This window comes from Vibrio sp. TRT 17S01, assembly GCF_050113695.1.
In the GTDB taxonomy this organism is placed as follows: domain Bacteria; phylum Pseudomonadota; class Gammaproteobacteria; order Enterobacterales; family Vibrionaceae; genus Vibrio.
Window position 1 is genome coordinate 15794 of record NZ_JBNJOG010000008.1, and the last position, 26410, is coordinate 42203.

Here is a 26410-nt window from a genome sequence, read left to right on the forward strand (position 1 = left end):
TTATTGCCTTACTTGAATCAAGACTCGGCGATCTGTTAGTTTCTGGCCAAGGAAAGATGTCCAACCTAAAGCGGGCTTCACCGCATCATCCAACCGCATTTCCATCACTTCGTTTTCATCCATTGACAATTCAAGATCGTACGCCATCTGTTCCCGCAAAATGAATTCGACCAATTTGCAAAGCGGTTGAAATTCTTTTCCTGACGGCAAAAAGTCAGCAAAACGCTCACGAGAAAGCCCTTTAATTTCAATAATAAATTTGCCTTTACAGTCCATGATGGATTCCCCCATGGTGCTGTCATAACCCAAGCTTGCGTTCTGTAGGCCCAACGAAAGTTGTTGCGCTCGGGCGATCTTTACTTTTCTTGTCACCCACTGGCGAATTTCGACACTATCAAGATCAAAACAATGCGAAATGATCCCCGCGACAACTTGAGGCGAGCGGCTGCGTCCGGCTAATGTCCCTGCATACGCCAGCATTTTGCACCAATTAATTGGTGTTTCACCTCGTAAATCAGGATCCCCAAGGCCGACTAAAGCAAAGATTTGTGCTGAAAATGGGTCTTTAGCGTCAGGCTGAAAACGCACGTAGTAACGGTATTTGCGCCAGATCCGGTAAACGAGGTTAATCAACCGATTATTAAAGAAATCAAGGAATGGCTGCTTACAGCCACCTCGTTCTTCCATTGCTAATTGCTCGACAAAAAAACCGGGGAGTGGCGATTGTGAACCTGACAAACCAAAGAAATTGGTCAACATGACCATTCTTTCGTCGATTCGCTGATCAATATTCACAACATCAGAGGGTGAAAAACCAAGGCTTGGGTTTGCACTGAAAACCAGTTGACAAGCACGTTCCCACTCTTCTGATTCAGGGTTTAATTGATTAATCTTTTGCAGCAATTCTACTAACTGGTAAAAGTTGTAGGAATGTACTGACTCCGGTAGTTTGGGCCCAACCGGAGTGTCTACCGCTATATCAGCGGTTGCATACCCGTTTGAGTTCCCCATGTATACTTCTCTTGATTTGATGTGTTTATTACGACCAACTCGTGAAATGAGTTAATGCTTGCGTAAAGCGTAAAGAAGTGACTGAGCACTGTTCCGAATAGATACAAATCACCTTCCGAGCCAAAACCTGCTTGATCAATATACAAAGTCGATTGCAACCCACGAACAGGTAAACCACGCAAAATTTTATCAATAGGCTGAGATTCAATCTTGACGATGCTATCTAAGCGCTTACGCGCAACACGCTCAGCTTGCCTATCTACTAACGCTCTAAAATCATAGGCCCGCAGCACACAATTCAATGCATCTTTAGAAAGCAATGAAAGGTAGTTAAGTGATAAGTTAGAGATCAGAACCCAAAGTAAACTACCATCTAAAATTGGCCGTAATGATTGGGAAGGCTCTGTAATATTCCTAAACGTCGCAAATGGTGGTGAGGTGTCGGTCGGTTCACAAATATCACCGACCCCAAGCTCTAAAGGCAACAATCTATTCGTGCATGTCAACTTAATTGAAACGGCTTCATCGACGTCAACAGACAGGGTTTCATCCCCACGAATAAAGGAAATGAAAGAGTCAAAACCATCACCACGTATACTGTCTTTTACGCGTGTTCTGTAATATAACGCCTTACGATCTCGAACACGTTCAACTTCATGCTGAAAGCTTTCAAATGAAGAGTACACTCTCTTCTTGCCACGAATCCTTTGCCCTGTTTGCGTGTTGTCTTGCCAACCAGCCACACTATCTACGCTAAACACTTCATAATGAGCTGGATACCGGCTAGAAGGTATAATTCTGTATTCCGTCTTACGACCATTTAAGTCAACAGGGTCAGCATCGTGCTCAAATAAATTAATGACAGGTGTGCAATAAAGCTGAAAGTTATCCGTCTGAACGCGAACATCTGCGGGTAAGGTTTTTGAGAAGTTAAGCTGCAGCGTAAACTCGCCATGCACAGACTTCGGAAGCGCTTTATCGATATCTTTGATGTCAAAAAAGTGGAACGCCTCAGGGAATGATAAGTATTCCTGCAGAATGCGATAACCTTCATATACATTGGTTGGGTACGGTAATAACGCCTCATTACTGTCAAAACCAACAATGCTGAATGCACTTTTAGGTAATGCAAACTCGGTTCCATTCACATCTACCGATACTTTGCTCAAATAATGATTGAGCCATAAGTAAAGCATTTGAGAGCTATATTTATCGCCTCCCAAATAAAATCTTAATTTATCAAGCAATGCTTCACCAACTGATTGCTCACCAGTCATTTTTAGGTGGATCTTAATCGTTGTTGCTTCACGTGTATGGTGAGCATGAACTTCAGAGGTTGTCAGTGGAAAAATCTCGACATTTCGACACGTACGAAAGTGACATTTGGTGCCAAATATTGCTTTGCTATCAAGCTGAGTTTCTCTTGCAATTGTTTGCTTTTCACTGACGCTTTTATCAGGAGAAAAGGCAACTACACTCATACTTGGTACTGGACGCAAGTAATTCGGCCAAAGCATGTTGATGATAGAGTGCGTTAACTCAGGAAACTCATCTTCCACTTTTTCGCGCAGACGAGCAGTCAAGAAGGCAAAACCTTCCAACAACCTTTCAACGTCGGGATCGGTCGTATTGCCATGAAGAAAACGGGACAACTGTGGATGAATTTCTGTAAATTCTTTTCCCTGCTCTTTTAAAAACGCCAGTTCTTCCCTGAAATACTTGTCTTGCGTCATTGTGATTACAGCACTCGATATTTTCGGTTTTGATCCAGTAATAAACTGAATTCGACTTTTTCATGAATCGCTTCACTATTGATGACTGCAGCGATATGAAACTTCAAAGTTAATGGGCTGTATGCATCAGAAAGTGTACGAACTTCAACATCAGTTAATCGAGGTTCATAACGTTCCAAGCAATCTTGTATAGCCAATTTAATACGAAGAGATAGGTCTAGGGTTTCTAACGTTGCATCATTAAAATCAACTAGCCCTAACTTCGGAGCGCTTTGTGATCCACCAACTCGTGTATTCAAAATTGCGGACACATTTCGTTTTATTGAATCCAGTACATCCTCAGCATCCGGCCCTGATAGGGCCGAAACTGGCTTGGTGTCGGCTTCTAAACGCTCAAAGAAACCAACACCAAATGCACTTTCTTCAGGTGCGAAGTAAGGCATATTAAGACTGATCTAAACGTCCAACCAACGAGAGCTCAAAGTTTGCTCCCATGTATTTGAAGTGTGGGCGAACGGCCAAAGAGACTTGGTACCAGCCTGGGTTGCCCTCTACATCTGCAACTTCAATTTTCGCTGCACGCAGAGGACGACGGCTACGTACGTCTGCTGGTGGGTTCTCCTGATCTGCAATGTACTGTTTAATCCAAGTATTCAGTTCACGCTCTAGATCCTGACGCTCTTTCCAAGCACCAATTTGCTCGCGCTGCAGCACTTTAATGTAATGAGCCAAGCGGTTGATGATCATCATGTACGGGATCTGAGTACCTAGCTTGTAATTCGTTTCCGCTTCTTTACCCTCTTTCGTGTTAGGGAAAATTTTCGGCTTTTGAATCGAGTTTGCAGAGAAGAATGAAGCGTTGTCACTGCCCTTACGCATCGTTAGAGCAATAAAGCCTTCTTCTGCCAATTCAAACTCTTTACGGTCTGTAATCAGTACTTCCGTTGGGATCTTACTTTGCAGTGCACCCATCGACTCAAACACGTGTACAGGTAGATCTTCTACTGCACCACCACTTTGAGGACCAATGATATTTGGACACCAGCGGTACTTAGCAAAGCTATCTGTTAGACGAGTAGCAAATGCAAATGCTGTATTACCCCATAGGTAATGTTCATGAGAGCCCGTTACATTTTCGTTGTAGTTAAACGACTTGATTGGGTTTTCTGTTGGATCATAAGGGACACGAAGTAGGAATCTTGGTGCAGTTAAACCAAGGTAGCGTGCGTCTTCAGATTCGCGCAAAGAACGCCACTTGGTATATTTTGGACTTTCAAATGTAGATTTGAGGTCTTTAATATTCGGAAGCTCTTCAAAAGAATCAATACCAAAAAACTCAGGACCGACACTTGAGATAAATGGAGCATGTGCCATTGCACCAAGCGCACCCATGTATTGAAGTAGCTTCATGTCTGGTGTTGATGGTGTAAATGCGTAATTACCAATGATTGCACCCGTTGGCTCACCACCAAATTGACCATAACCAGAAGAATACACATGCTTGTATAGACCCGCCTGCGTCGTTTCTGGTGCAAACTCAAAGTCTTCTAAAAGCTCTTCTTTTGTCACATGCAGGATGTCAACTTTGTTGTTTTCGCGAAAATCCGTACGGTCTACGAATAGCTTAAGACCACGCCAAGATGATTCCATCTGCTGGAATGCCTCATCGTGTAAGATCTCATCCATTTGAGCGCTGATTTTCTTATCCAGCTCAACAAGCATTTGATCAACCAAAGACTTGTTCACAGCTTCATCAGCTTGATTTGAACCAATTAGGTTTTCAATAAAGGCAGCAACGCCTTTTTTCGCCACCTCATACCCTTCTTCGCTTGGTGCGATACGGGTTTGAGCCATAATTTCATCGAGCAAGCTTCCTTCAGCAAGCTCCGGTCTTTCCAATACTGATTCAGTAGCAGACATGATTGTTTTCCTAAACTGTAATAATTAACGTAAGAGGCTTAAGTTACTCTTTTGGTTGTTCTTCAGAGCTGCTCACAAGGTTCAATTCAGAAAGCAGTTTCTCGCGAGACTCTTCAGAAGCAAGCAGGTCTTGAAGACGATCGCGGAATGCCGGGATGTTTCCTAGCGGACCTTTTAGTGCAACCAAAGCTTCACGCAGCTCGATAAGTTTATTAAGTTCAGGAACTTGAGAAGTGATTGAATCGGGGGAAAAATCAGCCAACGATTTAAAGCTTAACTCAACAGGAAGCTCAGCATTTTCATCATCGCTCAGTTTGTTTTTGACTGTTGTAGAAAGCTTAAGATCACTCTCACGCATAACAGATTCAAAATTGTTTTTATCTACTGATACTGTACTGCGCTCTTCAACTGGTGTTTCTTCCGTGTGTCCCTTGAAATCACCAACAACAAGAGTTTTCAGTGGCAGTTCTACTTCAGCCTGTGCGTCTCCAGTAGCCGGAATATACTTAATGTTAATCCGCTCTTTAGGAGCAACACTTCCTTCTTTAGACATATTACGTCTCCAATACCTATGCCAATTACGTCGTTAAACAAAGTGATGTAAAGCTTCCCTTACCTCACCAAATATTCTTATTTTTCTATTGTTATTCTCTAAAGCATTAAGGAGAACTTAATTGACCTTTAATTATTATAAATTATCTTTAACAGCCAAAATCGAACCGTTAGCGTTAAGATAAAGCCTGTTCAACCAAGGAAAACGCCCAAAGAAACGCTTTATTTTTTGCGTATTTCACTTTGAGACAATGCTAATTTAGAGATTATTTAAACCAATCTTTAATATTGGTCATACCATAATCCAAAATGATTAAATTCATTATATAGAATTGGTCAAATACGTGATCTGCACCCAATAAAATAAACGTAAGTTCCAGCTTAATTAAATTAATAGAGAGTAATCACATTCAAATTACAAATGCATTCAATCAATACCATTCAGAAAACAATTGAAGCAAGATCACAATTGCGCAATGACAATAGAACAATCAAACAAACAACAAAAATCCATTAAATTCAATGAGATAAATAAAAACAAATAGGATTAAACAGCCTACCTCCTTGCTATTGCTAGCTCAATCAACTCTTAACATCAAGTTAAAAATCACACAAAAAATTGAAAGAGATCGAGTTACCTAAAAAGGAATGACACTTTTTCAGAAGTTATAGTGAGCTTTGGATTAAGGTTCACTTTAAATAATTTTAAAGTTTACTTAAGGATAATTGTTATTAACAAAAAAAACAATAATAGAAGCCGGTTATAATATTAATAATTCAATCAATAAAAACTCAAAGGAAAATTCATTTATAAATCATCTCTAATTTTTATTTAAAAGGTATGTCATTTTGTAACAAATAGTTATTGTGTTTTAAGAAAGTTAGATGAGTTTTTATTTAACTAGAGAGCCCATAATTTAAATATACGATTTACCTCTTATTTACTGTTATCCTTATTGATACTACTATCTAATTACAAATACATTAATAAGGCACGTTAAAATGGATTAAAGGCTTCGAATAAAGTATACATTTTGCTCGCAATACCCCTTTCTTTCGCAAGCTTTAGATACTCATGTACTAAATCACGTCTTCACACGTATTGACAAGTTACAAAATGTTTCACACTATCTACCCAAGAGTGAAATGATAACCATTATCAACTCTAATAAAACATCATTACATTTATCGTCTTTTGGTTTATTTGGATATTAGTCATGCAACCTTTACACAACGCCATCAACGCAGCGTCAGCCATACAACTGCCTACCCTTCACACTGTGTTATCTAAATCTGGAGTAGATGAGCGCTTAGCGCGTTTTATTGAAACTCAACGTGACGAGATCAAAGATATTCTATCGGGAAAAGATCAGCGTATGCTTGTGATCATTGGCCCGTGTTCAATCCATGACCCTAATGCAGCTTTGGAATACGCGAATAGATTAGCCAAAGTTCAAAAACAATTTAGTCAAACGTTAAAAATTGTCATGCGAACGTATTTCGAAAAGCCGAGAACACGAAAAGGTTGGAAAGGTTTTATCGTCGACCCAGAGTTAACAGGCGATTTCAATTTAGAGCAAGGTGTCTATCAAAGTCGCTCATTATTGAAATCGATACTAGAGCTTGGCGTCCCTACTGCAACAGAGTTTCTCGATACAAACATTGCTCCATATATTGCTGATCTTGTTTGCTGGGGGGCGATTGGAGCACGTACAACAGAGTCACAACCTCATCGACAACTTGCATCAGCACTTCACTGTGCTATCGGCTTTAAAAATGGAACAGACGGAAACACCTCCATATCCATTGACGCAATACATGCGGCAGGAGACTCTCACTTACTGGTGACATCCGGTTCCAATGGGCATCCGGTCGCACTCCAGACACCAGGCAACCCTCATTGTCATGTCATTCTTCGTGGAGGATTGGCTCCAAACTACTCAAGTCCAAATGTTCGTAGTACTGCTTATCACCTTGAGTACAACAAGTTAGCACCTAGCCTCATTATCGACTGCAGTCATGGCAACAGTGGTAAGATTGCAAAAAACCAACTCAATGTTATCAATAACATTTGTGATCAATTAGCTGCAGGTGAAACCAGCATTTCAGGTGTGATGTGTGAAAGCTTTTTGCAAGGTGGTAACCAAGCATTGAATTCAGGAGAGTTGTGTTACGGCAAGTCGATTACCGACGAGTGTTTGAACTGGGATGATTCTGTCAGCTTCTTATCTAAACTCGATGAAGCTGTTAAGGTCGCTTACCAAAATGAATACCTTCATTCTGAGATCGCTTAACTATTTAGCCGGGCATAATGCCCGGCTTCATTAGTTGTCTAACGTTGCTCCTCCATCCACACGAAGATCATGCATTGTGATCTGTTTAGCACCATCAGACATCAGAAAGAGAACGGCTTTAGCTATGTCTTCTGGTTCTGCCATTTGCCCCAATGGAATCCCCAATCGATACTGTTCTAAGTTCCCTTTTATGACTTCATTCTCGCCGTAGTTGGCGTTCCATAGCTGAGTTTGCATGTCTGTTCTCGTTGAACCAGGGCTAACAAGATTGCAGCGAATACCCTTTTCAGCAAGTTCCAAACCAACGCATTTCACTAGCATATGTAAGGCTGATTTTGTTGCTGCATATGCCCCAATATTCAACCTAGGTGTATTTGCCGAATTTGAGCCAATTACGACAATGTTTCCCTGCTGCCGATCTTTCATGCCGTTTGAAATCGCTTGGACCAACGCTAAAGCACCAAAGGTATTTACATCAAACATTTGTTTGATCTCATCCAGAGGCATATCGTTCACTGCACCAAGATGCAATATCCCAGCACAACTCACTAAATGGTCAAACTGAAACTCACGATCGAGTTGGCAAACTTTGTCGTTCACCTCATCGTGTTTTAATAAATCCAATTCGAAACAACGTAACCTAGATTCATCAAAGCGAGCTCTAAGACCTTCAAGGCTTTGGTTCAACAACGAAATATCCTTATCTGTCGCTACCACTCGATAGCCATTTTCTAACAGATGTTCCAACACAGCATAACCAATACCTTTACCTGCTCCAGTAAGGAGTACCGTTTCAAAAGTACTATTCATTTACCTTACCCCAACGTTTAAGTGGTAGCAGAAATCTGACGTCATTTATCACTCCTTATCAAAATGCAATTAATTATCGTTTGATATTAATAATTATTCTCATCTATACTCTAGCACTGTATTCGCATACGAAACAATTCGCAAATATAAGTAACAGAATATTTAGAGGTTAGGTTTATGAAACGTGAAGTTGTTGGATTCTCCAAAATGTCTGATGAGATTTTGGATGCGCGATTAGATGAGTCCCCTTTCTTCTTTGCTTCCCCCCATAGTTCGATGCTAGGCGTCGGTATTGAACAACAACTTGAGCAAGCCATTCCATTTTCACAACTGGCAGTTCAAGCCAATGAAATGTTGGAAAAAGCAAAGTCTGAACACAACGATAACCCTGTCTTGTTTGCCACCGTTCCTTTCGATGAAAATACGCCAACAAGATTTGTTATCCCAGAGAAACTTTATGTTTCCAGTAGCCACAGAGCAAGAGGACAAGATAAACAAAGTTCAAATAAAGCGACCATAGTGTCTGCTCCAACAGGAAACGATTACAAACAAGGTGTATCTACTCTCTTGAATTTGTTTGATACCACAGAGCTATCAAAGGTCGTACTTTCGCGCTCAGTCAGGCTGGCAACAGATCACACGATCGACCAGACAGTGCTACTGCGTAACTTATTATCCATCAATGCCAATGGTTACACCTTTGCTGCAGACATTGGAAGTGGCGCTAAATTGATGGGAGCCAGTCCGGAACTGCTACTGGCCAAAAAAGGTGGCCATGTAATTTCTAACCCGTTAGCCGGCTCTCATCCCAAGTCTAAAAACACTCAAGAAAACCTTCATTTACGTGCTTCTTTGTTAGATACCCAAAAGGATCTGAATGAACATAGTTTTGTTGTCGAGGAAGTCGAAAAAGTCTTGAGTCGTTATTGCCACAACCTGTTTACTCCAATGGTGCCTTCAGTGATTGAAACGGAAACAATGCTGCACTTGTCGACCGTGTTGGAAGGTCAGGCAGACGATCCAACAACGAATGCACTGCAAATCGCGGCCGAGCTGCACCCTACTCCAGCGGTTTGTGGGTTCCCGAGACATTCGGCTTATCAAGCCATTAAGCAGATAGAGAACTTTGACCGTGGCTACTTTACCGGCATGGTTGGTTGGTGTGATGCAAGGGGTAATGGTGAGTGGGTGGTAACCATTCGCTGCGCAGAAGTAAGCCAGCACGAAATGTGCGTGTTTGCGGGTGCAGGTATCGTCACGGACTCTTCACCTCAGAGTGAGCTAGATGAAACAGGAGCAAAGATGGGAACAATTTTACGTGCTGCTGGCATTCAAATTGACGAATTACTTACGGTATAGAAAGCATGACGAACACACAGCACACGTTAGATTTTACACCATGGCCAAAAGAGTCCGCTCAGTACTATCGAGCAAAGGGATATTGGCAAGATAAAACATTATTCGACCATTTACTGGACTCGGTTAAGACTCATCCAGATGCTTTAGCCATCATCAGTGGTGAATGCTCATACACCTATCAACAGTTGCATGACAAAGTCACCCAGCTCGCTGCAGGATTCATTACATTAGGCCTGAAATCGGGTGACAATGTTGTCATGCAAATCAGCAATCGAGCGGAGTTTTATATCTGCTTCTTTGCTCTGACTATGCAAGGGATAAAGCCAGTTGTTGCACTGCCGGCCCACCGAACTCTTGAGCTCAGCTATTTCTGTCGTCACGCCCAAGCAAAAGCGTATATTTTCTCGGATGACACGCCGGGTTTTGATGCCCAAAAGACGGCCTTAACTTTGCAGGATGAATGTGCGTCATTGTCATACCTCATTCATACAGACCAATCGGTAGATTCTCAAATTACCGAATTAAGCACGCTTTATGATGCACAAGGTATTGCTCAAAACAGCAATGCTGACCATGTCGCTTTCTTCCAGCTGTCTGGTGGCACTACAGGCACTCCAAAGCTGATCCCAAGAACACACAATGACTATGCATATAGCGTTATCGCAAGTAATGCAATCTGTGACTTCAGTGAACAAACACGCTATCTGTGCGTATTGCCAGCAGCACATAACTTCCCATTAAGTTCCCCGGGTGCATTAGGCGTTTTCTTTGCTGGGGGCTGTGTGGTACTGGCACAAGATAGCTCACCACAAAATGCGTTCAAGCTGATAGAACAACATAGGATCACCGTCTCCGCTCTTGTACCACCACTCGCGTTACTTTGGATGAAACATGCAGAGACTGCCTGTGACGATATTTCTAGTCTTATATTTGTGCAAGTTGGCGGCGCCAAGTTCAGTGAAACCGCAGCCAGAGAGCTACCTAGTAAGCTAAACTGCCAATTACAACAAGTCTTTGGAATGGCGGAAGGTTTGGTCAACTATACACGTTTAAATGACCCGATTGATGTCATCGTAAAAACACAAGGGCGGCCAATGTCGCCAGACGATGAAGTGCTCGTGGTTGATGACGAAGGCAAACCCGTCCCTGTTGGTGAAGAAGGTGCACTATTAACCCGAGGCCCATATACGATCCAAGGTTATTTCCGCGCCAAAGAACACAATCAACGTTCATTTAACGCAGAACGATTTTACGCCACGGGAGATCTCGTTCGGTTAACCTCTGACGGCAACATCATTGTTACTGGACGTGATAAAGACCAAATCAACCGAGGCGGAGAAAAAATCGCCGCAGAAGAAGTAGAAAATCTGATACTTCAACATGACAACGTACATGATGTCGCTTTAGTCGCCATACCTGATGAGTTTCTGGGCGAGCGCAGCTGTGCGATTATTGTTCCTGAAAACAACCAGAAACCAAAGCCTGTTGAACTAAAACGCTTCTTGCACAGTCAAGGACTTGCTCAATTCAAGATTCCTGACCAAATCCATTTTGCTGAAGCCTTACCTAAAACTCCGGTGGGCAAAATAAACAAGAAAGTGCTAAGAGAACAATTCTCTTCATAATAAAAAAACCGATTTCATCAGAAATCGGTTTTTACTTTAGCTCTAAGCGGCAACTTCCAAATTCGATTCAATCATTTGCCACCATTCTCTTAAGGTGGTTTTTTGCATGATGTCCGAAAAGGCAATATCAATGCCTTGCTTTCTCCAAGCTTCAAATAACGTCATGGCTCTTATGGAGTCTAGGCCTAAAAACATTAGGTTCTCATCAACATCAACTTCTTCAAGATCCATATCTAGAATCTCTGCGACATCAACGCGCATGGAAGCTAGGCTCAGCTCTGACTTCAGTTGCCCACCCTGTGCTATTTCATTGATAACCTGCGACATTGATTTAATGCAACCCGCTCTGCCTGCAACGTATTTCAACGCGTACTGGTGATCTTCCAAAGAAAAGTCTGCAATCGCATCCCCGACAATGAAGGGCTTAATGTCTAGCATAAATGCATCTAGCGCAGTGGACAAAATACCGATATGACCGTAAACCCCGACAATAATCAGTTGGTCACGCCCCGTTTCTATCATCCAATCTAATAGAGGCGTCTTCTTAAACGCGCTGTAGCGCCATTTTTTATACTGAATATCACCTTGTTCGGGGGCAACTTCTGCAATGATTTCTGTTTCTTGCGTGAGCCCAGTTCCCCAGAAATCCGTTAGTAAAGCACGTTCCTTAGGATCTTGATTCGCAGGTTGCGCCGTATAAACCACGGGGATATTCGCATGACGGGCTGCCTGTGCGATATTTTGTACATTGCGAAGTAAGTGTGGGATAGGTTGCTTGGCCTTATCAAAGAAGTTAATAAAGTATTCCTGCATGTCGTGAACCAATAACACCGCTTTGTCCGGCTCAATACTCCAGTTGACTTTGTTATCAGGGAAAGTATCAACTTCTGGTATTTCGTAGCCAGCAATCTTGGGAATCGCCATTTTTTATAATCCTTAGTAAGTTATTTCCTATATAGGAATTGGTTGACGTTGTTTATGAACAAAGAAACAAATGGTAACAATTATCATTTAACCAATAGTAAGCAGCAGCAAAGACAAAATCAATTGATAATGATAGTAGTTCGCAATAAAGTAGCTACCTTCTACCAAAAATGAAGTCATATGCGTTCGTTATAGAGCAATTAACCACGGGAACTGATGATGAGACACCACTATGCGAGAATTTTTATAGGGCTGCTTTTTCTGACCTTATTGTCGGCATGCAATGATGCTGCAATTTCAGACCAGCAGTCTAAGCCATTAACTGTTTCAGACGGTTGGCCAAAGAAAATAACGTCAAGCTATGGTGACATCACACTGACATCGCCACCCAAGCGAATTGTTTCCACCAGTGTTTCGATCACAGGAACGCTTTTGGCTATTGATGCTCCAGTGATTGCTTCGGGTGGGACGCTTTCCAACAGTCCTGTCGCAGATAAAGACGGGTATTTTTATCAATGGCGCTCCGTTGCCAATGAAAGAAACGTTAAACCACTGTATCAAGGCCTAGCTAATGCAGAAGCCGTCGCCAAAGAACGACCAGATTTGATTATTGTGTCCGCAACGGGTGGTGACTCTGCAATAAAAATGTATGACCAGTTCTCAGCTATCGCTCCGACTCTGGTTATTAATTATGACGATAAAAGCTGGCAAGAGCTTGCCCGACTATTAGCATCATTTACTGATCGGGAAACGCAAGCGGAAAACGCAATTCAACGCTTCAATCATAGGGTTGTCGAAGTCAAAGAGCGCATTAAACTGCCACCTCAACCAACTACTGCCATGGTGTATTATGGCGATGGTCGTGGTGCTAATTTTTGGACAGTAAACTCCGCCCAAGGAAAAGTTTTGCAAGCCTTAGGGTTTGAGTTAAGTGAGATCCCAGAACCACTCACAGACAATCATCAAATGGGACGACGAAAAGACATTGTTCCAGTCAATGGTGAGAACTTTGCCGATGCGATAACAGGTCAATCCATACTTTTATTCGCCGCAGAAACACCTGTGATTCAGCAATTACGAGAAAATAAGTTCATCGCCCATTTGAAAGCGGTTCGAGATCACCATGTTTACGCAATGGGTAATGACTCATTTAGACTTGATTATTACAGCTCCATGAATTTACTTGAGAACATTGAAACACTATTCACTACTCAATAGAAAACAAACCGCCCATATAGGGCGGTTTATTCTAACTTGTCGCTGTGGCTTCTTTTGCTGAACCGGTTGGCTCTGGTGGCGGAGCCAAAGCAGGATCAAATAGCTTTGCTCGGCGCAGCGGGCGGAACAGAATAACCATTAACATCCCTATCCCTGTCGCCCCCAATCCAAATGAAAATATCGACATTGCTGGCGCCATAACCTTACCTAAAGCACCTAATCCAATAGCACCCATTGAGTCTCCAGTTACGTCTTGCGCTGTCCATAAACTGCTTACACGGCCTAATAAGTGATCTGGGGTATGTCCTTGGACAATAGAATATTGAATAAGCGAAGCCACAGAACCTAAGTATCCGTATATCACCAATATACCAAGGAATAACCAGTAGTTTCCTGCCAATCCCATGGCCACAATGGCTAAAAATGTTCCCATGGTTGCGTAGATCATAACCATTCCCGGCCGTTGAGATTGCTTTACCCAGCCTGACGTTAATGCACCGACCATTGCGCCTAATGGGATCGCTGAGTACATCAAACCAGCATTCGCTGCATTTCCGGTAAATGTTTCAAGAGCCAACGCGGGAAACATAACTCTAACCGCTGTTGCGAGTGTTTCTAAGGTACCAAAAACAACCACACACCCCACAACCTTGTTCGAAAAGAGAAACTTTACGCCTTCATACAATGACAACAACGGATTTTCTGGTGCGTCATGACTCGGTTTCATGGAAGGAAGTCTGAACAACGGGAATAAGGTGCACAAGGTGCCAATTGAAGCAGCAAGGTAGTTCCAGCTGACGTCACCAAACGAGATGAGCAACCCACCAATCGCTGGTGACAAAACCATTCCCATGCGAACAGTAAGCATGCTAAGTGCCGCCGCTGAGGGCAAATTCTCTCGTCCAACAATAACAGGCAACGAAGCCATCAAGGCCGTCATTCCCATCGCGCCAAAAAAGCCATCCCACACAGAAAGTACATAAAGTGCAACCAAGGAAGATTCCGCCAATAGGCTGTTTAAGGCTAACGCCCCAAATCCAATGCCACACGTTGTTCTGGCGAATAGAATGAGTTTGCGTCGGTCGTATTTATCTGCCAAAACGCCCCCGATGAGCAACCCGACAAACATGCCGATGCCATCTAATGCCATGATCATTCCGACTTGAAGGGTTGAGCCAGTCATTTGATGTATCTGTATTGGTACAGCGACGGTCATCATGCCAAGAGCAAGAATCGACATCATCCTTGCAATAAATACCATTCTAAAATTCGGGTTTTCTTTAAGTAAGCTGAAATCCAGCATAATTTTGGGCATTTTCATTATTTCTTACGTCAAATATTGTGAGTCGTGAAATCAACACGATGAAAGAGGATGCTTATTGCTTGAACATTCTACGCATCAAGTTACAATAATGGCAATGATAATTATTTACAATTGTATTTATGAGTGTTCATAAGTTGCCTTTAATCTCTTCTCTCTTACCAAGTAAAACGGCACTCCCCCAAACGCCAGACTCCCGTAAAAAACGTACTTATCGCCACTCTTTAACGTTATTTTCTTTATGTGCTCTACTGCTGTTCACATGCATCTTAAGCTTGGTGATCGGTGCCAAAAGTATATCGCCAAGCATTGTGTTTGAAAGCTTGCGAGGCACAGTAACATCAACAGCAAGCCAAATAATCCTCGAAGCAAGAGTCCCACGAACCCTCGTTGGACTGCTAGTCGGAGCGGCGTTAGCTGTGGCAGGTGCCTTAATACAATCTTTGACACGAAATCCCCTTGCAGATCCCGGCATCCTCGGTGTGAATGCTGGTAGCAGCTTTTTCGTGCTTATTGGTGTCGCAATTTTCGGTAACCATTTGATGAGTGAACACCTGTGGTTCGCTTTTATCGGTGCTCTCGCCACAAGTTTATTTGTCTATTTCATAGGAACATATAAAGAAGCCCGAGTGAATCCATTAAAAATTACACTTGCAGGTGTGGCTCTAGGTGCTCTTCTTGCGGGGGTGTCGTCATCAGTGACACTCTTAAACCCTCAAGCCTTTGACGAAATGCGTTTCTGGGACGCTGGCTCATTAGATATCAGAAACCTCTCTTTGACTTTTACGGCCATCGCTCCCATTACATTTGCATTGATAGTCGCGTTATTGATTGCACCAGGGTTGGATAACTTAGCCCTTGGTGAAGATGTTGCGCAAGGACTGGGGACGAATGTCAAACAGACGCAAGCTTTAGCCCTGCTAGTGATCGCTATTTTATGTGGCAGTGCCACAGCGCTTGCTGGTCCAATTGGCTTTGTTGGCTTGATGATCCCACACGTAGCTCGAAAGCTGGCTTCTTCAAGCCAACGCTGGTTGACGCTTTATGCAATGGTTCTTGGTCCTCTCCTTTTGATTAGCGCCGATATCATTGGCCGTGTTATCGCTGTCAATGAAGTCAGAGTCTCAATTGTGACAGCATTTGTCGGGGCTCCAGTCCTAATCTACCTCGCTCGTAAACTGAACTCCTTTGGTAAACTCTAATGCAACCATCAGGTACTTACCTACTTGGCCGCAAAAGTGGTCGTTTCAATTTTCTATTATCCAAACGAACTGTCGCTTGGTGCATTTTGCTTACGATAGCCACAACAATCATTGCCACCTTCGCTCTGTCTCAAGGAGAGCTAAGAACAAGCCTGACCGATCTTGTTGAGGTAGCGTTCGGCACCGCTGAACAATTCACTTCAATTGTGATTCTTGAATGGCGACTGCCGAGGTTATTTGCATCGCTTGTTTTTGGCGCAGCGCTCGGAGTCAGTGGTGCACTTTTTCAATCACTCATCCGTAATCCATTAGGAAGCCCCGACATTATTGGCTTTAACACTGGCGCATACACAGGTGCACTAGTCGTCATCATTGTATTTGGAGGAAGCTATTTTGAGGTTGCATTTGGTGCAATCGCAGGCGGCTTAATTGCAGCAACGGCTGTATACCTGCTGGCATACAAACAAGGAATCCAAGGATTTAGATTAATCATCATTGGTATTGGCATCAGCGCCATGTTAAGCGCTTTTAATAGCTGGCTGATGCTCACAAGCAAGTTGGAGACAGCGATGACAGCCGCCATATGGGGTGCTGGAACATTGAATGGACTGGGATGGAGTAAAATTTTGCCATCGTTTGTTTTTATTACTGTCGCTTTTGTCATATCTGCAGCACTTGTCAGAAAGTTAAACATTTTAGAAATGGGTGATGACAATGCCGCAATGCTTGGCGTAAGTGGTGAGCGTACTCGGCGGCTGGCGATGTTATCTGGCGTCATTTTGACAGCAGCAGTCACCGCCGCTACCGGCCCGATTTCATTCATCGCTTTAGTCGCTCCACAACTTGCTAGAAAGCTAACCAGAGATGGCTCGGTGGGACTGATGGCCTCTGCATTGATGGGAGCGATGTTACTCACGCTATCCGATTTCACCGCCGTTAATTTATTTGCACCAAACCAATTACCCGTCGGCGTAATAACCATAAGTATTGGAGGTATCTACTTGCTGTATTTGCTTATTCGCCAATCAGAGAGATCATAATTTGACTAACGCAACACAACATAAAATAAACTCGCGCTATCGATTGCAGGCGGAACAAGTCACACTCGCCTACCAAGATAACGTCATATCTCAATCTTTGTCAGTTGGCATTCCAGACAATAAATTCACTGTCATCTTAGGACCAAACGGCTGCGGTAAATCAACATTACTACGCGGATTAAGCAATCTGCTCATGCCCAAATCTGGATCTGTTTTGTTAGATGGCAAAAATCTCTGCCACTTTCCTCGTCAAGAACTGGCAAAGCAGCTGGGACTACTGCCCCAATCTGCAATTGCGCCATCTGGCTTAACTGTTCACGATCTCATATGTCGAGGGCGCTTCCCTCATCAATCATTTTTGAAACGCTGGACACAAGCTGACGAACAGGCCGTACAACAAGCGATAGAGGCAACTCAGGTTGAGCCATTACTAGGCCAAAACGTTGAAGCATTATCCGGAGGGCAGCGGCAACGTGTTTGGGTTGCTATGGTTTTAGCGCAAAAAACACCTTATTTGTTGTTAGATGAACCGACAACTTATTTAGACATTGCACATCAAATCGAATTATTGGATCTATTCAGAAAACTGAATCGGCAAAACAGTTCAACCATCGTTGCGGTGCTGCACGATCTCAATCATGCATGTCGTTACGCTGATCACTTAATCGTGATGAATTCAGGGCAAGTCGTTGCAGAAGGAACACCCAATACGGTGATCACAGAAACACTGATCCAACACGTATATGGGTTACGTTGTTTAGTAATGCCCGACCCTCTCACCAAGACGCCAATGATCATTCCTCGAGATTCTAGAGTCGATTAGCGTTTCTGGCGATATCATGCGTTTCACATAAAGAATTTACACCAATAAAAAACCGGCGATTTCGCCGGTTTTATTTTTGTTATTTCAAGCTTGGGAGCCCACTAAGCAACGTATTTAGCTGTTCCCCAACATCACCAACGTTTTCAGGCGCGATAATATCTTCGTGTGAACACTCAAAATAATGCTTGTGTAAGCTGGTAATAAATGGCTTCCAATGCGCATCAATGTCATACCCCTCCGGTAAGGTACGTTCAGCCACAAACAAATTCACCTCACCATCATAAAGTGATGATTTTGCACTAGATAATAGCCGAACAGCATCTTCATAGTTCGATGTTATATCTTTAAACATCGCCATACGTTGCTTGTCCAATTCATCATCTGTAATGTCATTTGCTGCTAAGAACAAATCCTTTTCTCTTTCGATCTCGTCTTGCGCCTCTTCATTCATTGGCCCTTCCCAATCTTGACCTTCAGGTGGATAGGTATCTAGCAAGCCTAGGAATGCAACTTCTTCACCTTGACGTTGCAGTTTAGATGCCAATGCCTGAGCTACTGTTCCACCAAAGGAATAGCCTAGTAAATGGTATGGTCCTTCAGGCTGTAATTGCTTCAATGCTTTCATATGAATATCACAAGCATCTTCCATGTCTCGCCCCGCAGAGATGGCACCATTTGGACGTGGTGATTGCAGACCAAATACTGGATAATGACCATCCAGATATTTAGGTAAACCTGTATATTGCCACGCGAAACCAGAGGCGGAATTGATGCAGAAGAGCGCAGGACCAGATCCCGCTCTTATTGGCAAGACTTCACCAAAGCCAGCAAGAGTTGGATCGTTTAGCGCTTCATCGTCTAATAATAATGCCGTCAGTTTCTCGGGTGTTGGATTCACCATGATTTGACCAATGGTCACAGGAACATTAAGAATTCGACGAATATCTGCTGCTAACTTCATTGCCATTAATGAGTGACCACCTAAGGCAAAGAAATCATCTTCTGCAGACAGAGTATCCAGCCCTAACACGTCAGCAAATATGCTCACAAGTTGCGTTTCCATCCCTGGTCGTGCTGTCCGCCCAGAACCAGTGACAACGTCACTCGGGAGGGGCAATGCTTTGCGATCAAGTTTGCCGTTGGCACTTAACGGGTATTCTTCCATCAAGATAATGGCAACAGGAACCATGTGCGCTGGTAAATGCTCTGCCAGTTTGTTGCGCAGAGTTTCGCTCTCTGTTTCGACATCATCATTGAGGATCACATAACCCACAAGTTGGCGATCATCCGCACCCGCCATAGCCTTTTCATTACTCAAGGATTTTGCACAGACAAGGGCCTGCTTAACACCTGCAAGCGATTGAAGTGCCGTTTCGATTTCTCCCAGTTCAATCCGTTGACCACGAATTTTTAATTGATCATCACTTCGACCAAGGTATTCGATTTTTCCTGAGGGCAGCCAACGAACAACATCCCCGGTACGGTACATACGCTCCCCACTCGAGAACGGATTCGCAATAAACCTGTCGGCTGTTAATCCACTGCGGTTCAAGTAGCCGATAGCCAATTGATCACCAGCTAGATACAACTCACCGGGGACACCCACTGGCGTTTCTCTCAGGAAGCTATCTAGCACATACACCTGCGTATTCCATACTGGTAAACCGATCGGCACACTCGTCCCTAAGCTTTCAGCTAAAGCAGAACCAAAAGCCGGACAATACGTTACATCAACCGCCGCCTCAGTTGGACCATATAAGTTGTGTAATGGCGCCTCTATCCAGCGTGCATATTGATTAGACAGTTCTTTCGATAATGCCTCACCAGAACAGAAAACACGCTGCAAGCTTCGAGCGACACGCTCACCTTGTTCATGACTGTTTTCTATCGATGCCATAAACGCAGCAAGCATAGAAGGTACAAAGTGCATGGTTGTCACTTTGTAGTCATTGATGATCTGCATTAACCATTCCGGATCTTTATGCGATTCCGGTGGTGCCATGACCAAGCTCGCACCTTCAATCAGCGGCCAGAAGAACTCCCAGACGGAAACATCAAAACTGCATGGCGTTTTTTGCAAGACCACATCTTGCGCATTGAGCGTGTATTCATGCTGCATCCATTTCAGACGGTTTACGATAGCCTGATGCGAAACTAACACGCCTTTCGGATTCCCTGTCGAACCAGAGGTATAGATGATGTAGGCCCCATGATAAGGCGCAAGTCCATCCTTCTCTTCAGTCAGCGTGGAAGCCACTGGCTCAGGAAGGTCATCCAAAATCAGCAACTCTCCGAATGCAGAAAAGCGCGCTTGGTGCTCAGATGTCGTGATGATCAGCTTAGGTTTCGCATCATTGACCATGTACGCCAACCTTTCATCTGGATAACCCACATCAAGCGGTAAGTAAGCGGCCCCACATTCAATAATACTATTGAACGCAAGACTTAACTTCGTGCTTCTTGGCAAAGCAACGGCAACAATATCGCCAACACTCACATTGTACTGCCAAAGTAACTCCGCTATCGCTTTTACCTGCCCTCTCATTTCGCGATAAGTGAAACTTCGTTCTTCATCAATCAAAGCAAGTTTTTCGGGCGTTTTCTCAGCTTGTTGTGCCATCAACGAACGCAAGGTTTGCTCTGGTAACGCAACTTTGGTCTGGTTGACACGCTGCTGCAACTCAACTTCATCAGCAAGACGTAAATCTAACTGGGTCAAGCTTACCTCTGGTGACGCGATAATCGCATCTAGCACTTGTTCAAAGCGCTGCATTACTTGCTCAGCGACACCCGCTGTATCACGGTATTCAAACAGAATATGGATCTGCTCACCGGGTAACACTAAGATCGTTAATGGGTAATGAGTGTAGCCACGGTTATGAATATCGCACAGCTGTGCTCCAGCATAGTCTTTGTTAAACCAATCTGAATGATCTGGATAGTTCTCAACCACCAGCAGCGTATCAAATAGCGTTTCGCCGCCGGCCAATTGCTGAATTTCACCCAAACCAAGCTCATCATGCTCTAGTAATTGAATCTGAATTTCTTGATGCGCTTTTAGCTGCTCAAGCAAACTTAGATCTGGTTTGAGTTTCATCCTTACCGGAATGGTATTGCTGAACAAACCAATATGTTCATCAATCCCTTCCACATGACCAAAGCGGCCTGATATCGGCGTACCAAACACTACATCTTCTCTACCCATCATGCTGCCAAGAATGCTCGACCAAACACCTTGCATTAATGAGTTCATGGTAAGGCCATAGTGGCGAAGTAGCTGATTGATCGCTCGAGTCTTGCCTTCTGGGATAAACAGTTCGAGCTCGTTGAGCTTATCTGTGACGGGGATATCTTCAAATGCAATGGCTGGATTCACGCCCTGTAACACATCCACCCATCGTTGCTGAGCGGCTTTTTTATCTCTTCCTGTAAGCTGCTCAACAACGCTGGCATAACTTGCGCTAATCGGCGTTAAGACATCAACACCACTCGCATATGCCGTTAGGAAATCTCTCAACAAAATCGGCGTCGACCAACCATCAACCACCAAGTGATGAGCTGAGATGTACAAAGTACTTTGGTTATCACCATGATAAATCACACTCGCATTTAATAGTGATTGTTCAGGGTTGCTGAGATCAAACTGGCGCGTCAGTTCACTTTTCTCAAAACGAGTCAGATACGCTTGCTGTTCGCTTTCTTCCATCGAAGTAATGCTATGACTTTCGATTGGCCACTCACCGAGCTCCTTAGGAATAAGCTGAACGGTTTTACCCAGCATATCGCTATCAAACTTAGCCTTTAATTGAGGATGACGGCTTATCACCACATTAAGAGCACACTTAACATGTTCAATATTGATCTCACCGTCAAAGGTTAATCGCGTTGTTGAATTGTAATTACTGTTCTCATCACCCAGTTGTGACTGGAATAACAATCCTTCTTGTAAAGGCAAGGCCGGAAGCACATCTGCAAGCTCCCCATATCGCTTTTCAAGACTTGAAGCTTGTGGCAATGAAATACCGGCAATCGTCAATTCTGCTGGCACTTTTAGCTCTTCAGCCAACATTGTTCTCGAAGAAAGCCAATCGGCAATAGAATTCAGATTCTCTTCAATTTTGTCACTAATAATATCGATTTCATTTTGGCTAAACTGAAATTCGTTCCATGACCAGTTCAATGCAAATGCGGGCGCGGCTGTATTTTCATCGACAAAAATATTCAGTTCGAGATCGTGCTGTAGTGCTTGTTCACTGTCTAACAGAACAGCAAAGGTATCAGCAAATTTTCCAGATCGACTTTGCGGCAACCATTTCTCTGACGATTGCTCAAATCGGCCCAAATAGTTAAAGAGTACCGACGAGTTATAACGACTTGCTAGTCCTTTTAACTCGTTACGATGCGGATTATCAAGATGGAGCAAGGCCATATACCCCAACCCTTTATCCTTGATACTCCGTTTGGCTTGCTTTACCTCACGCAGCAAGTCAACCGTTGTCCCTGATTCCGGCAACGCCACAACCAAAGGATACTCTGTGGTAAACCAACCCATGGTTTGGCTTAGGTTGATGGACGAGTCAAACTCTTCCCGCCCATGAGATTCAAGATTGAATTTAATCGCCTCGTTGCCAAACACATTAGCAATGGCTGCACTTACGGATGAAAGTAAGATCTCTTCAATATCAATCGACTCTGACAGTTGACCGAACTCAAGCACACGCTCTGTGGTAGCGGCTGCCAGTTTATTTCGGCAATGCTTAACTCGGCAATCCTCTTGCGCAGGTTTGAACGGCATGACAGGACGACTTTCTCGTGCTCGCCAATCCGCCATTTGTTGAGCCGCGACATCCAAATAATTGTGCAGCGCATCAGACCACGTATTGATACCCGTGACTTCATTTGGAATGACGATGTCATGACCGGAAACTTCCGCGCGAGTTAGTGATTTAAGCTGAGGCAACAACACACGCCAAGAGACACCATCAATCAACAGGTGATGGGCTAAGATCATCAGGCCACATTGCCCTTTACTATCACTTAGCATCACTAACCGTAGTAGCTGACCATTAGCCAAGCTCATTGTCTTACCATACTGATCAAATATGGCATCAATATCGGCATGTTTTAGCTCGTCGACTGTTAGATGCTCCACCCACGATGCGACATCAAGTTGATCTATCGATTCGATATAATATTGCGATTCTTTCTTTATCAAGCGACACACCGAATTCATCGATACCAGTTTCACCAGCGCTCGTTGTAGCGCACTCAACGTGACATCAGTTTCGATTTCGACAAAGGCACTTTGAACATAGCTGGTGTCCTCCGAGAAGGTATCTTCAAACCATTGCCACATTGGCAACGGCTTTATTTGCCCTTCTTGCGCCACATGCTCTTGCTGGTTTAGTGGCTTCATCACTTTCGCCATATCACCAACTCTACGGGCGGCAAAGATTTCTTTGGGGCGGAGTTCGAAGCCAACTTTACGCAAAATGGTGCCAAGCCCCATTGCGGAGATACTATCCCCACCGAGGTTAAAGAAATCATCTGAAATACCAACATCAGCAACACCAAGCAATTCTGCAATGGCACTACATAGAGCAACTTCTTCTGCTGTAACCGGAGCGATCACTTCTTCGCGATTGGTAAGATCAATGTTTGGTAATGACTTTCTATCGATTTTCCCGTTGACGTTTAGCGTGAACGCGTCAAGGATCATCAAACCTGCCGGAACCATGTATTCTGGTAATGCCTGACTCATTTCATCGAGTAACTGCTGCTCAGAGATAAGCCCCTTCGCATGGCTGACTAACGTGCAATACGCAATTAAACGGTGTGAATCTCCAAAACGTTCTGCAATCACCACTGATGAATCCACATCCGGGATATTGTTGATTGCGCTTTCTACGTCACCAAGTTCGATACGGAAACCACGAATTTTGACCTGATCATCCGTTCGACCAATAAAGTCTAACTGCCCATTCTCACGCCATTTTACTAAATCACCCGTACGGTACATGATCTGACCGTGCTCAAATGGATTGGCAACAAATCGATCTGCTGTCATTCCCGGTTGATTCAAATAGCCTTTCGCCAGCCCTGCACCTGCAAGGTATAACTCACCGGCCACGCCGACAGGCACTTCTTGCAATGCATAGTTCAAAACATAGGCTTTAGCGTTGAGTATCGGACGGCCAATTACAGGAGTGGTATCTGCATTTAGAGGAGCACTCACGGCATCTACGGTAAATTCTGTTGGACCATAGAAGTTTTCTACCAACAGTTGAGGGTAATTCCCCACACGCTCCCACAGTTTTTCTGGTACCGCTTCACTACCGATGAGAACCAGAGTCGGTGTATAAACCTGCTCCATAAGCCCGCTATCAAGCATCTGATTAAACAGCGATGGGGGTAAATCCATTGCATCGATGTGGTCGTTTGCTACACATTCAACTAATTCATAGGCATCTTTGCGCTGTTCATCATCATAAAGGTAAAGCGTGTGACCGCATAACATCCAAATGACTTGTTCCCAAGATGCATCAAATGAGAATGAAGTCGTATGTGAGGCCCTGACCGTAATCTTTTCCGGCTCAGTCGAACGATTTCTCGCTAGGCTTGATATCGCTTTCGCAAAGATAGAGTTTTGATGAGAATGAAGTAAATTAAGTAACGCACCATGCGTGTTCATAACCCCTTTCGGCTTACCTGTTGAGCCTGAGGTAAATACGATATAGGCGACATCATGCTTGGAAATATCAATCAGTTCTGGGGTTGAAATCTGTTGAGCGGTTAATTCAGCAAGTGTTGTACAGTTTGCTAATTCCCCCCATGATAGGTTTTCTTTATCTTCAACAATAACTGTTTGAGGTTGAGCCTGTTCAAGGATCGTCTCTATACGCTCTTGGGGATAATCAAGATCTATTGGCAAGTAAGCCCCACCACAGCGCATGATAGCCAGCATAGTAACCACGGTTTCAGGACTTCGAGGCAATGCCACGCCTACGACATGCTTTGGCTTGATACCCAAAGTATGCAACTGAGTAGCGCGCTGCTCAATGGCTTCACGCAGTGACTGAAAGCTCCATTTTTGTTGCTTATAAACGAGCGCAGTTTCATCTGGTTTTTGTGCAGCATTGCGTTCAAAAACATCAAGAACAGATTTATCTTGATGCGGATCTCGCCATCGATTGCCAACAGACCAATCAGCGATACTTTGCTGCTCACTTTGAGGAATAAGTGCAATCTCAGCAAGTGTAATGGATGGGTTTTGCGCGATTTGCTCCACCATGTTGGCAAATCGATCAGCATGAATCGCTAATGATTGCGTATTGTACTTTTGCGCATTGGCAGTGAGCTCAATCTCAAGCTTGCTGTTACTTAATGCAGGAGAAAACTCAATATCATCGATCGGACCTGCAGATAAGATATGCGTTTTCGATTTAATGCTACCAACATGCAGTTCATCTTCAAATGGCTTGAAGTTGAGCATTGGGCCGTACAAGGGTTGCCCTACTTTGCCTAAATCACGCGAGATTTGCTCTGCATCATACATTTGGTAACGACGAGCTTGTCTGATGGCTTTATTCATCACCCGAGCGACATCAGTAATACTCATTGTTTTATCAACAGAAAATGCCAAAGGTAGTACATTCACAACCGCACCAGACGCACTCATTGCCGAACTGCCCATTCGGCGCATAAATGGGAAGCCGACGCAGACGTCATCATTACCGCTGTGTAAATGTAAATACGCAAACACAAGAGCCATTGAGAGCTCTGAGGGTAGTACATTATTGCCTTGGGCATGTAGCCAATCGCCACCACGAAGGCTAATGTGCTGCTTAACAACACCAAAACGTGCCTTATCGGTTCCGCCAGTGGTTAAAGAAGGCGGAGCGGGCAACAAACTTCCGGCCTCCTTCCAAAAATATCGTGCTTTGTCGTATTGCTCTGATTCGGTAAATTGACCATGTTCCGCGACTACCTTGGCCATTGGTGTAAAACCTTCAGGCTCGGACGTTCCGAGTGTCATGTGATTGTAGTGACGGGTGATATTTTGGCTAATTGCGTTAAAACTGAATCCATCAACATCAATATGGTGATAACGCTGGTACCAAAGCCACTTTGGTGTTTGCTTGGAGCCAATTTGAATTAGGCAGTGACGGTAGCGTCTTTCATTGCCTTGAATATCGATGGCCGTTTGTAGATCTTTTTCCATCCATTCCAATGCAGCATTTTTTGGCTGCTCTAAATGGGAAAAATCGAAAACCTCCAGCACCTCTTCTAAAGCCTTTCCTGCTTGAAATTGCTGTTTGATCACGCCTTCGACTTCTACATAACGACAATGTAATGAATCTGCAGTGTTAAGCCCTTTTGCCACTGCCTGCCTAAAAATCGACGTATCAACTTGACCTTCGATTTCTACATAATGTGCGACGTTGAATTCTTCAGGGTTTGGCATCACTTGCTGAGCGAACCAAATTCCTTGTTGTGTGCCCAATAGGGGCCATAAATTATCTTGCACTTGTTGAGTGTGCATTGGTGTATTCCTTAAAAATTTAATTATTATCGTTGT

The 26410-nt window shown here is 43.7% G+C and carries 16 protein-coding genes; 7 read left to right on the forward strand and 9 right to left on the reverse strand.

Annotated features, from left to right (window positions below; all coding sequences use genetic code 11):
* From tssG to tssB, 5 genes are read right to left on the reverse strand one after another with little or no spacing between them, the layout of a single operon-like run.
* Complete coding sequence (tssG, locus tag ACQEXS_RS13595) at positions 1-1011, reverse strand: type VI secretion system baseplate subunit TssG (protein ID WP_427011274.1); 1011 nt, start codon at positions 1009-1011, stop codon at positions 1-3.
* Entirely contained in the window at positions 975-2744 is a 1770-nt protein-coding gene (gene tssF, locus ACQEXS_RS13600; RefSeq protein WP_427014192.1) for a type VI secretion system baseplate subunit TssF, read from the reverse strand. The genes tssG and tssF overlap by 37 nt, the downstream gene beginning before the upstream one ends.
* 5 nt (positions 2745-2749) lie before the next feature.
* Positions 2750-3187, reverse strand: coding sequence for a type VI secretion system baseplate subunit TssE (gene tssE / locus ACQEXS_RS13605; RefSeq protein WP_427011276.1), 438 nt, complete (start codon positions 3185-3187; stop codon positions 2750-2752).
* A gap of 1 nt (position 3188) precedes the next feature.
* Positions 3189-4664: a type VI secretion system contractile sheath large subunit gene (gene tssC, locus ACQEXS_RS13610; RefSeq protein ID WP_427011277.1), complete on the reverse strand. Its 1476-nt coding sequence runs from the start codon at positions 4662-4664 to the stop codon at positions 3189-3191.
* Positions 4665-4707: 43 nt separating this feature from the next.
* Positions 4708-5217, reverse strand: a complete 510-nt coding sequence (gene tssB / locus ACQEXS_RS13615) for a type VI secretion system contractile sheath small subunit (RefSeq protein ID WP_367989979.1) — start codon at positions 5215-5217, stop codon at positions 4708-4710.
* A gap of 1216 nt (positions 5218-6433) precedes the next feature.
* On the opposite strand from tssB, the gene ACQEXS_RS13620 reads away from it, so the two are divergent.
* Complete coding sequence (locus tag ACQEXS_RS13620; RefSeq protein WP_427014193.1) at positions 6434-7510, forward strand: 3-deoxy-7-phosphoheptulonate synthase; 1077 nt, start codon at positions 6434-6436, stop codon at positions 7508-7510.
* A gap of 30 nt (positions 7511-7540) precedes the next feature.
* Here ACQEXS_RS13620 and ACQEXS_RS13625 read toward each other — a convergent pair whose 3' ends face one another.
* On the reverse strand, positions 7541-8320 hold the full coding sequence (locus ACQEXS_RS13625; protein WP_427014194.1) for a 2,3-dihydro-2,3-dihydroxybenzoate dehydrogenase: 780 nt from the start codon (positions 8318-8320) through the stop codon (positions 7541-7543).
* Positions 8321-8497: 177 nt separating this feature from the next.
* Here ACQEXS_RS13625 and ACQEXS_RS13630 point away from each other — a divergent pair, with 177 nt between their 5' ends.
* Positions 8498-9679 (forward strand): isochorismate synthase, encoded by a 1182-nt coding sequence (locus tag ACQEXS_RS13630; RefSeq protein WP_427014195.1) that lies wholly within the window; start codon positions 8498-8500, stop codon positions 9677-9679.
* A gap of 5 nt (positions 9680-9684) precedes the next feature.
* A complete protein-coding gene (locus ACQEXS_RS13635) occupies positions 9685-11304 on the forward strand; it encodes a (2,3-dihydroxybenzoyl)adenylate synthase (RefSeq protein ID WP_427014196.1) in 1620 nt (539 codons plus the stop codon).
* Between the two features lie 42 nt (positions 11305-11346).
* Here the strand turns inward: ACQEXS_RS13635 and ACQEXS_RS13640 are convergent, their stop codons facing one another.
* Positions 11347-12228 carry an isochorismatase family protein gene (locus ACQEXS_RS13640; RefSeq protein ID WP_427014197.1) on the reverse strand — a complete coding sequence of 294 codons (882 nt, stop codon included), beginning with the start codon at positions 12226-12228 and terminating at the stop codon, positions 11347-11349.
* Positions 12229-12444: 216 nt separating this feature from the next.
* Between ACQEXS_RS13640 and fepB the strand changes: the two genes are divergently transcribed.
* Positions 12445-13446, forward strand: coding sequence for a Fe2+-enterobactin ABC transporter substrate-binding protein (gene fepB, locus ACQEXS_RS13645; RefSeq protein WP_367989984.1), 1002 nt, complete (start codon positions 12445-12447; stop codon positions 13444-13446).
* A 31-nt stretch (positions 13447-13477) separates the two neighbouring features.
* On the opposite strand, the gene entS is transcribed toward fepB, so the two are convergent.
* Positions 13478-14761: an enterobactin transporter EntS gene (gene entS, locus ACQEXS_RS13650; protein ID WP_367990752.1), complete on the reverse strand. Its 1284-nt coding sequence runs from the start codon at positions 14759-14761 to the stop codon at positions 13478-13480.
* 128 nt (positions 14762-14889) lie between these two features.
* Here entS and ACQEXS_RS13655 point away from each other — a divergent pair, with 128 nt between their 5' ends.
* From ACQEXS_RS13655 to ACQEXS_RS13665, 3 genes are read left to right on the forward strand one after another with little or no spacing between them, the layout of a single operon-like run.
* Positions 14890-15969 (forward strand): iron chelate uptake ABC transporter family permease subunit, encoded by a 1080-nt coding sequence (locus ACQEXS_RS13655; RefSeq protein WP_367989985.1) that lies wholly within the window; start codon positions 14890-14892, stop codon positions 15967-15969.
* Positions 15969-17009: an iron-enterobactin ABC transporter permease gene (gene fepG, locus ACQEXS_RS13660; protein ID WP_427014198.1), complete on the forward strand. Its 1041-nt coding sequence runs from the start codon at positions 15969-15971 to the stop codon at positions 17007-17009. The genes ACQEXS_RS13655 and fepG overlap by 1 nt, the downstream gene beginning before the upstream one ends.
* Before the next feature lies 1 nt (position 17010).
* Entirely contained in the window at positions 17011-17832 is an 822-nt protein-coding gene (locus ACQEXS_RS13665; protein ID WP_367989987.1) for an ABC transporter ATP-binding protein, read from the forward strand.
* Positions 17833-17911: 79 nt separating this feature from the next.
* On the opposite strand, the gene ACQEXS_RS13670 is transcribed toward ACQEXS_RS13665, so the two are convergent.
* Complete coding sequence (locus ACQEXS_RS13670) at positions 17912-26374, reverse strand: amino acid adenylation domain-containing protein (RefSeq protein WP_427014199.1); 8463 nt, start codon at positions 26372-26374, stop codon at positions 17912-17914.
* Positions 26375-26410 lie beyond the last annotated feature (36 nt).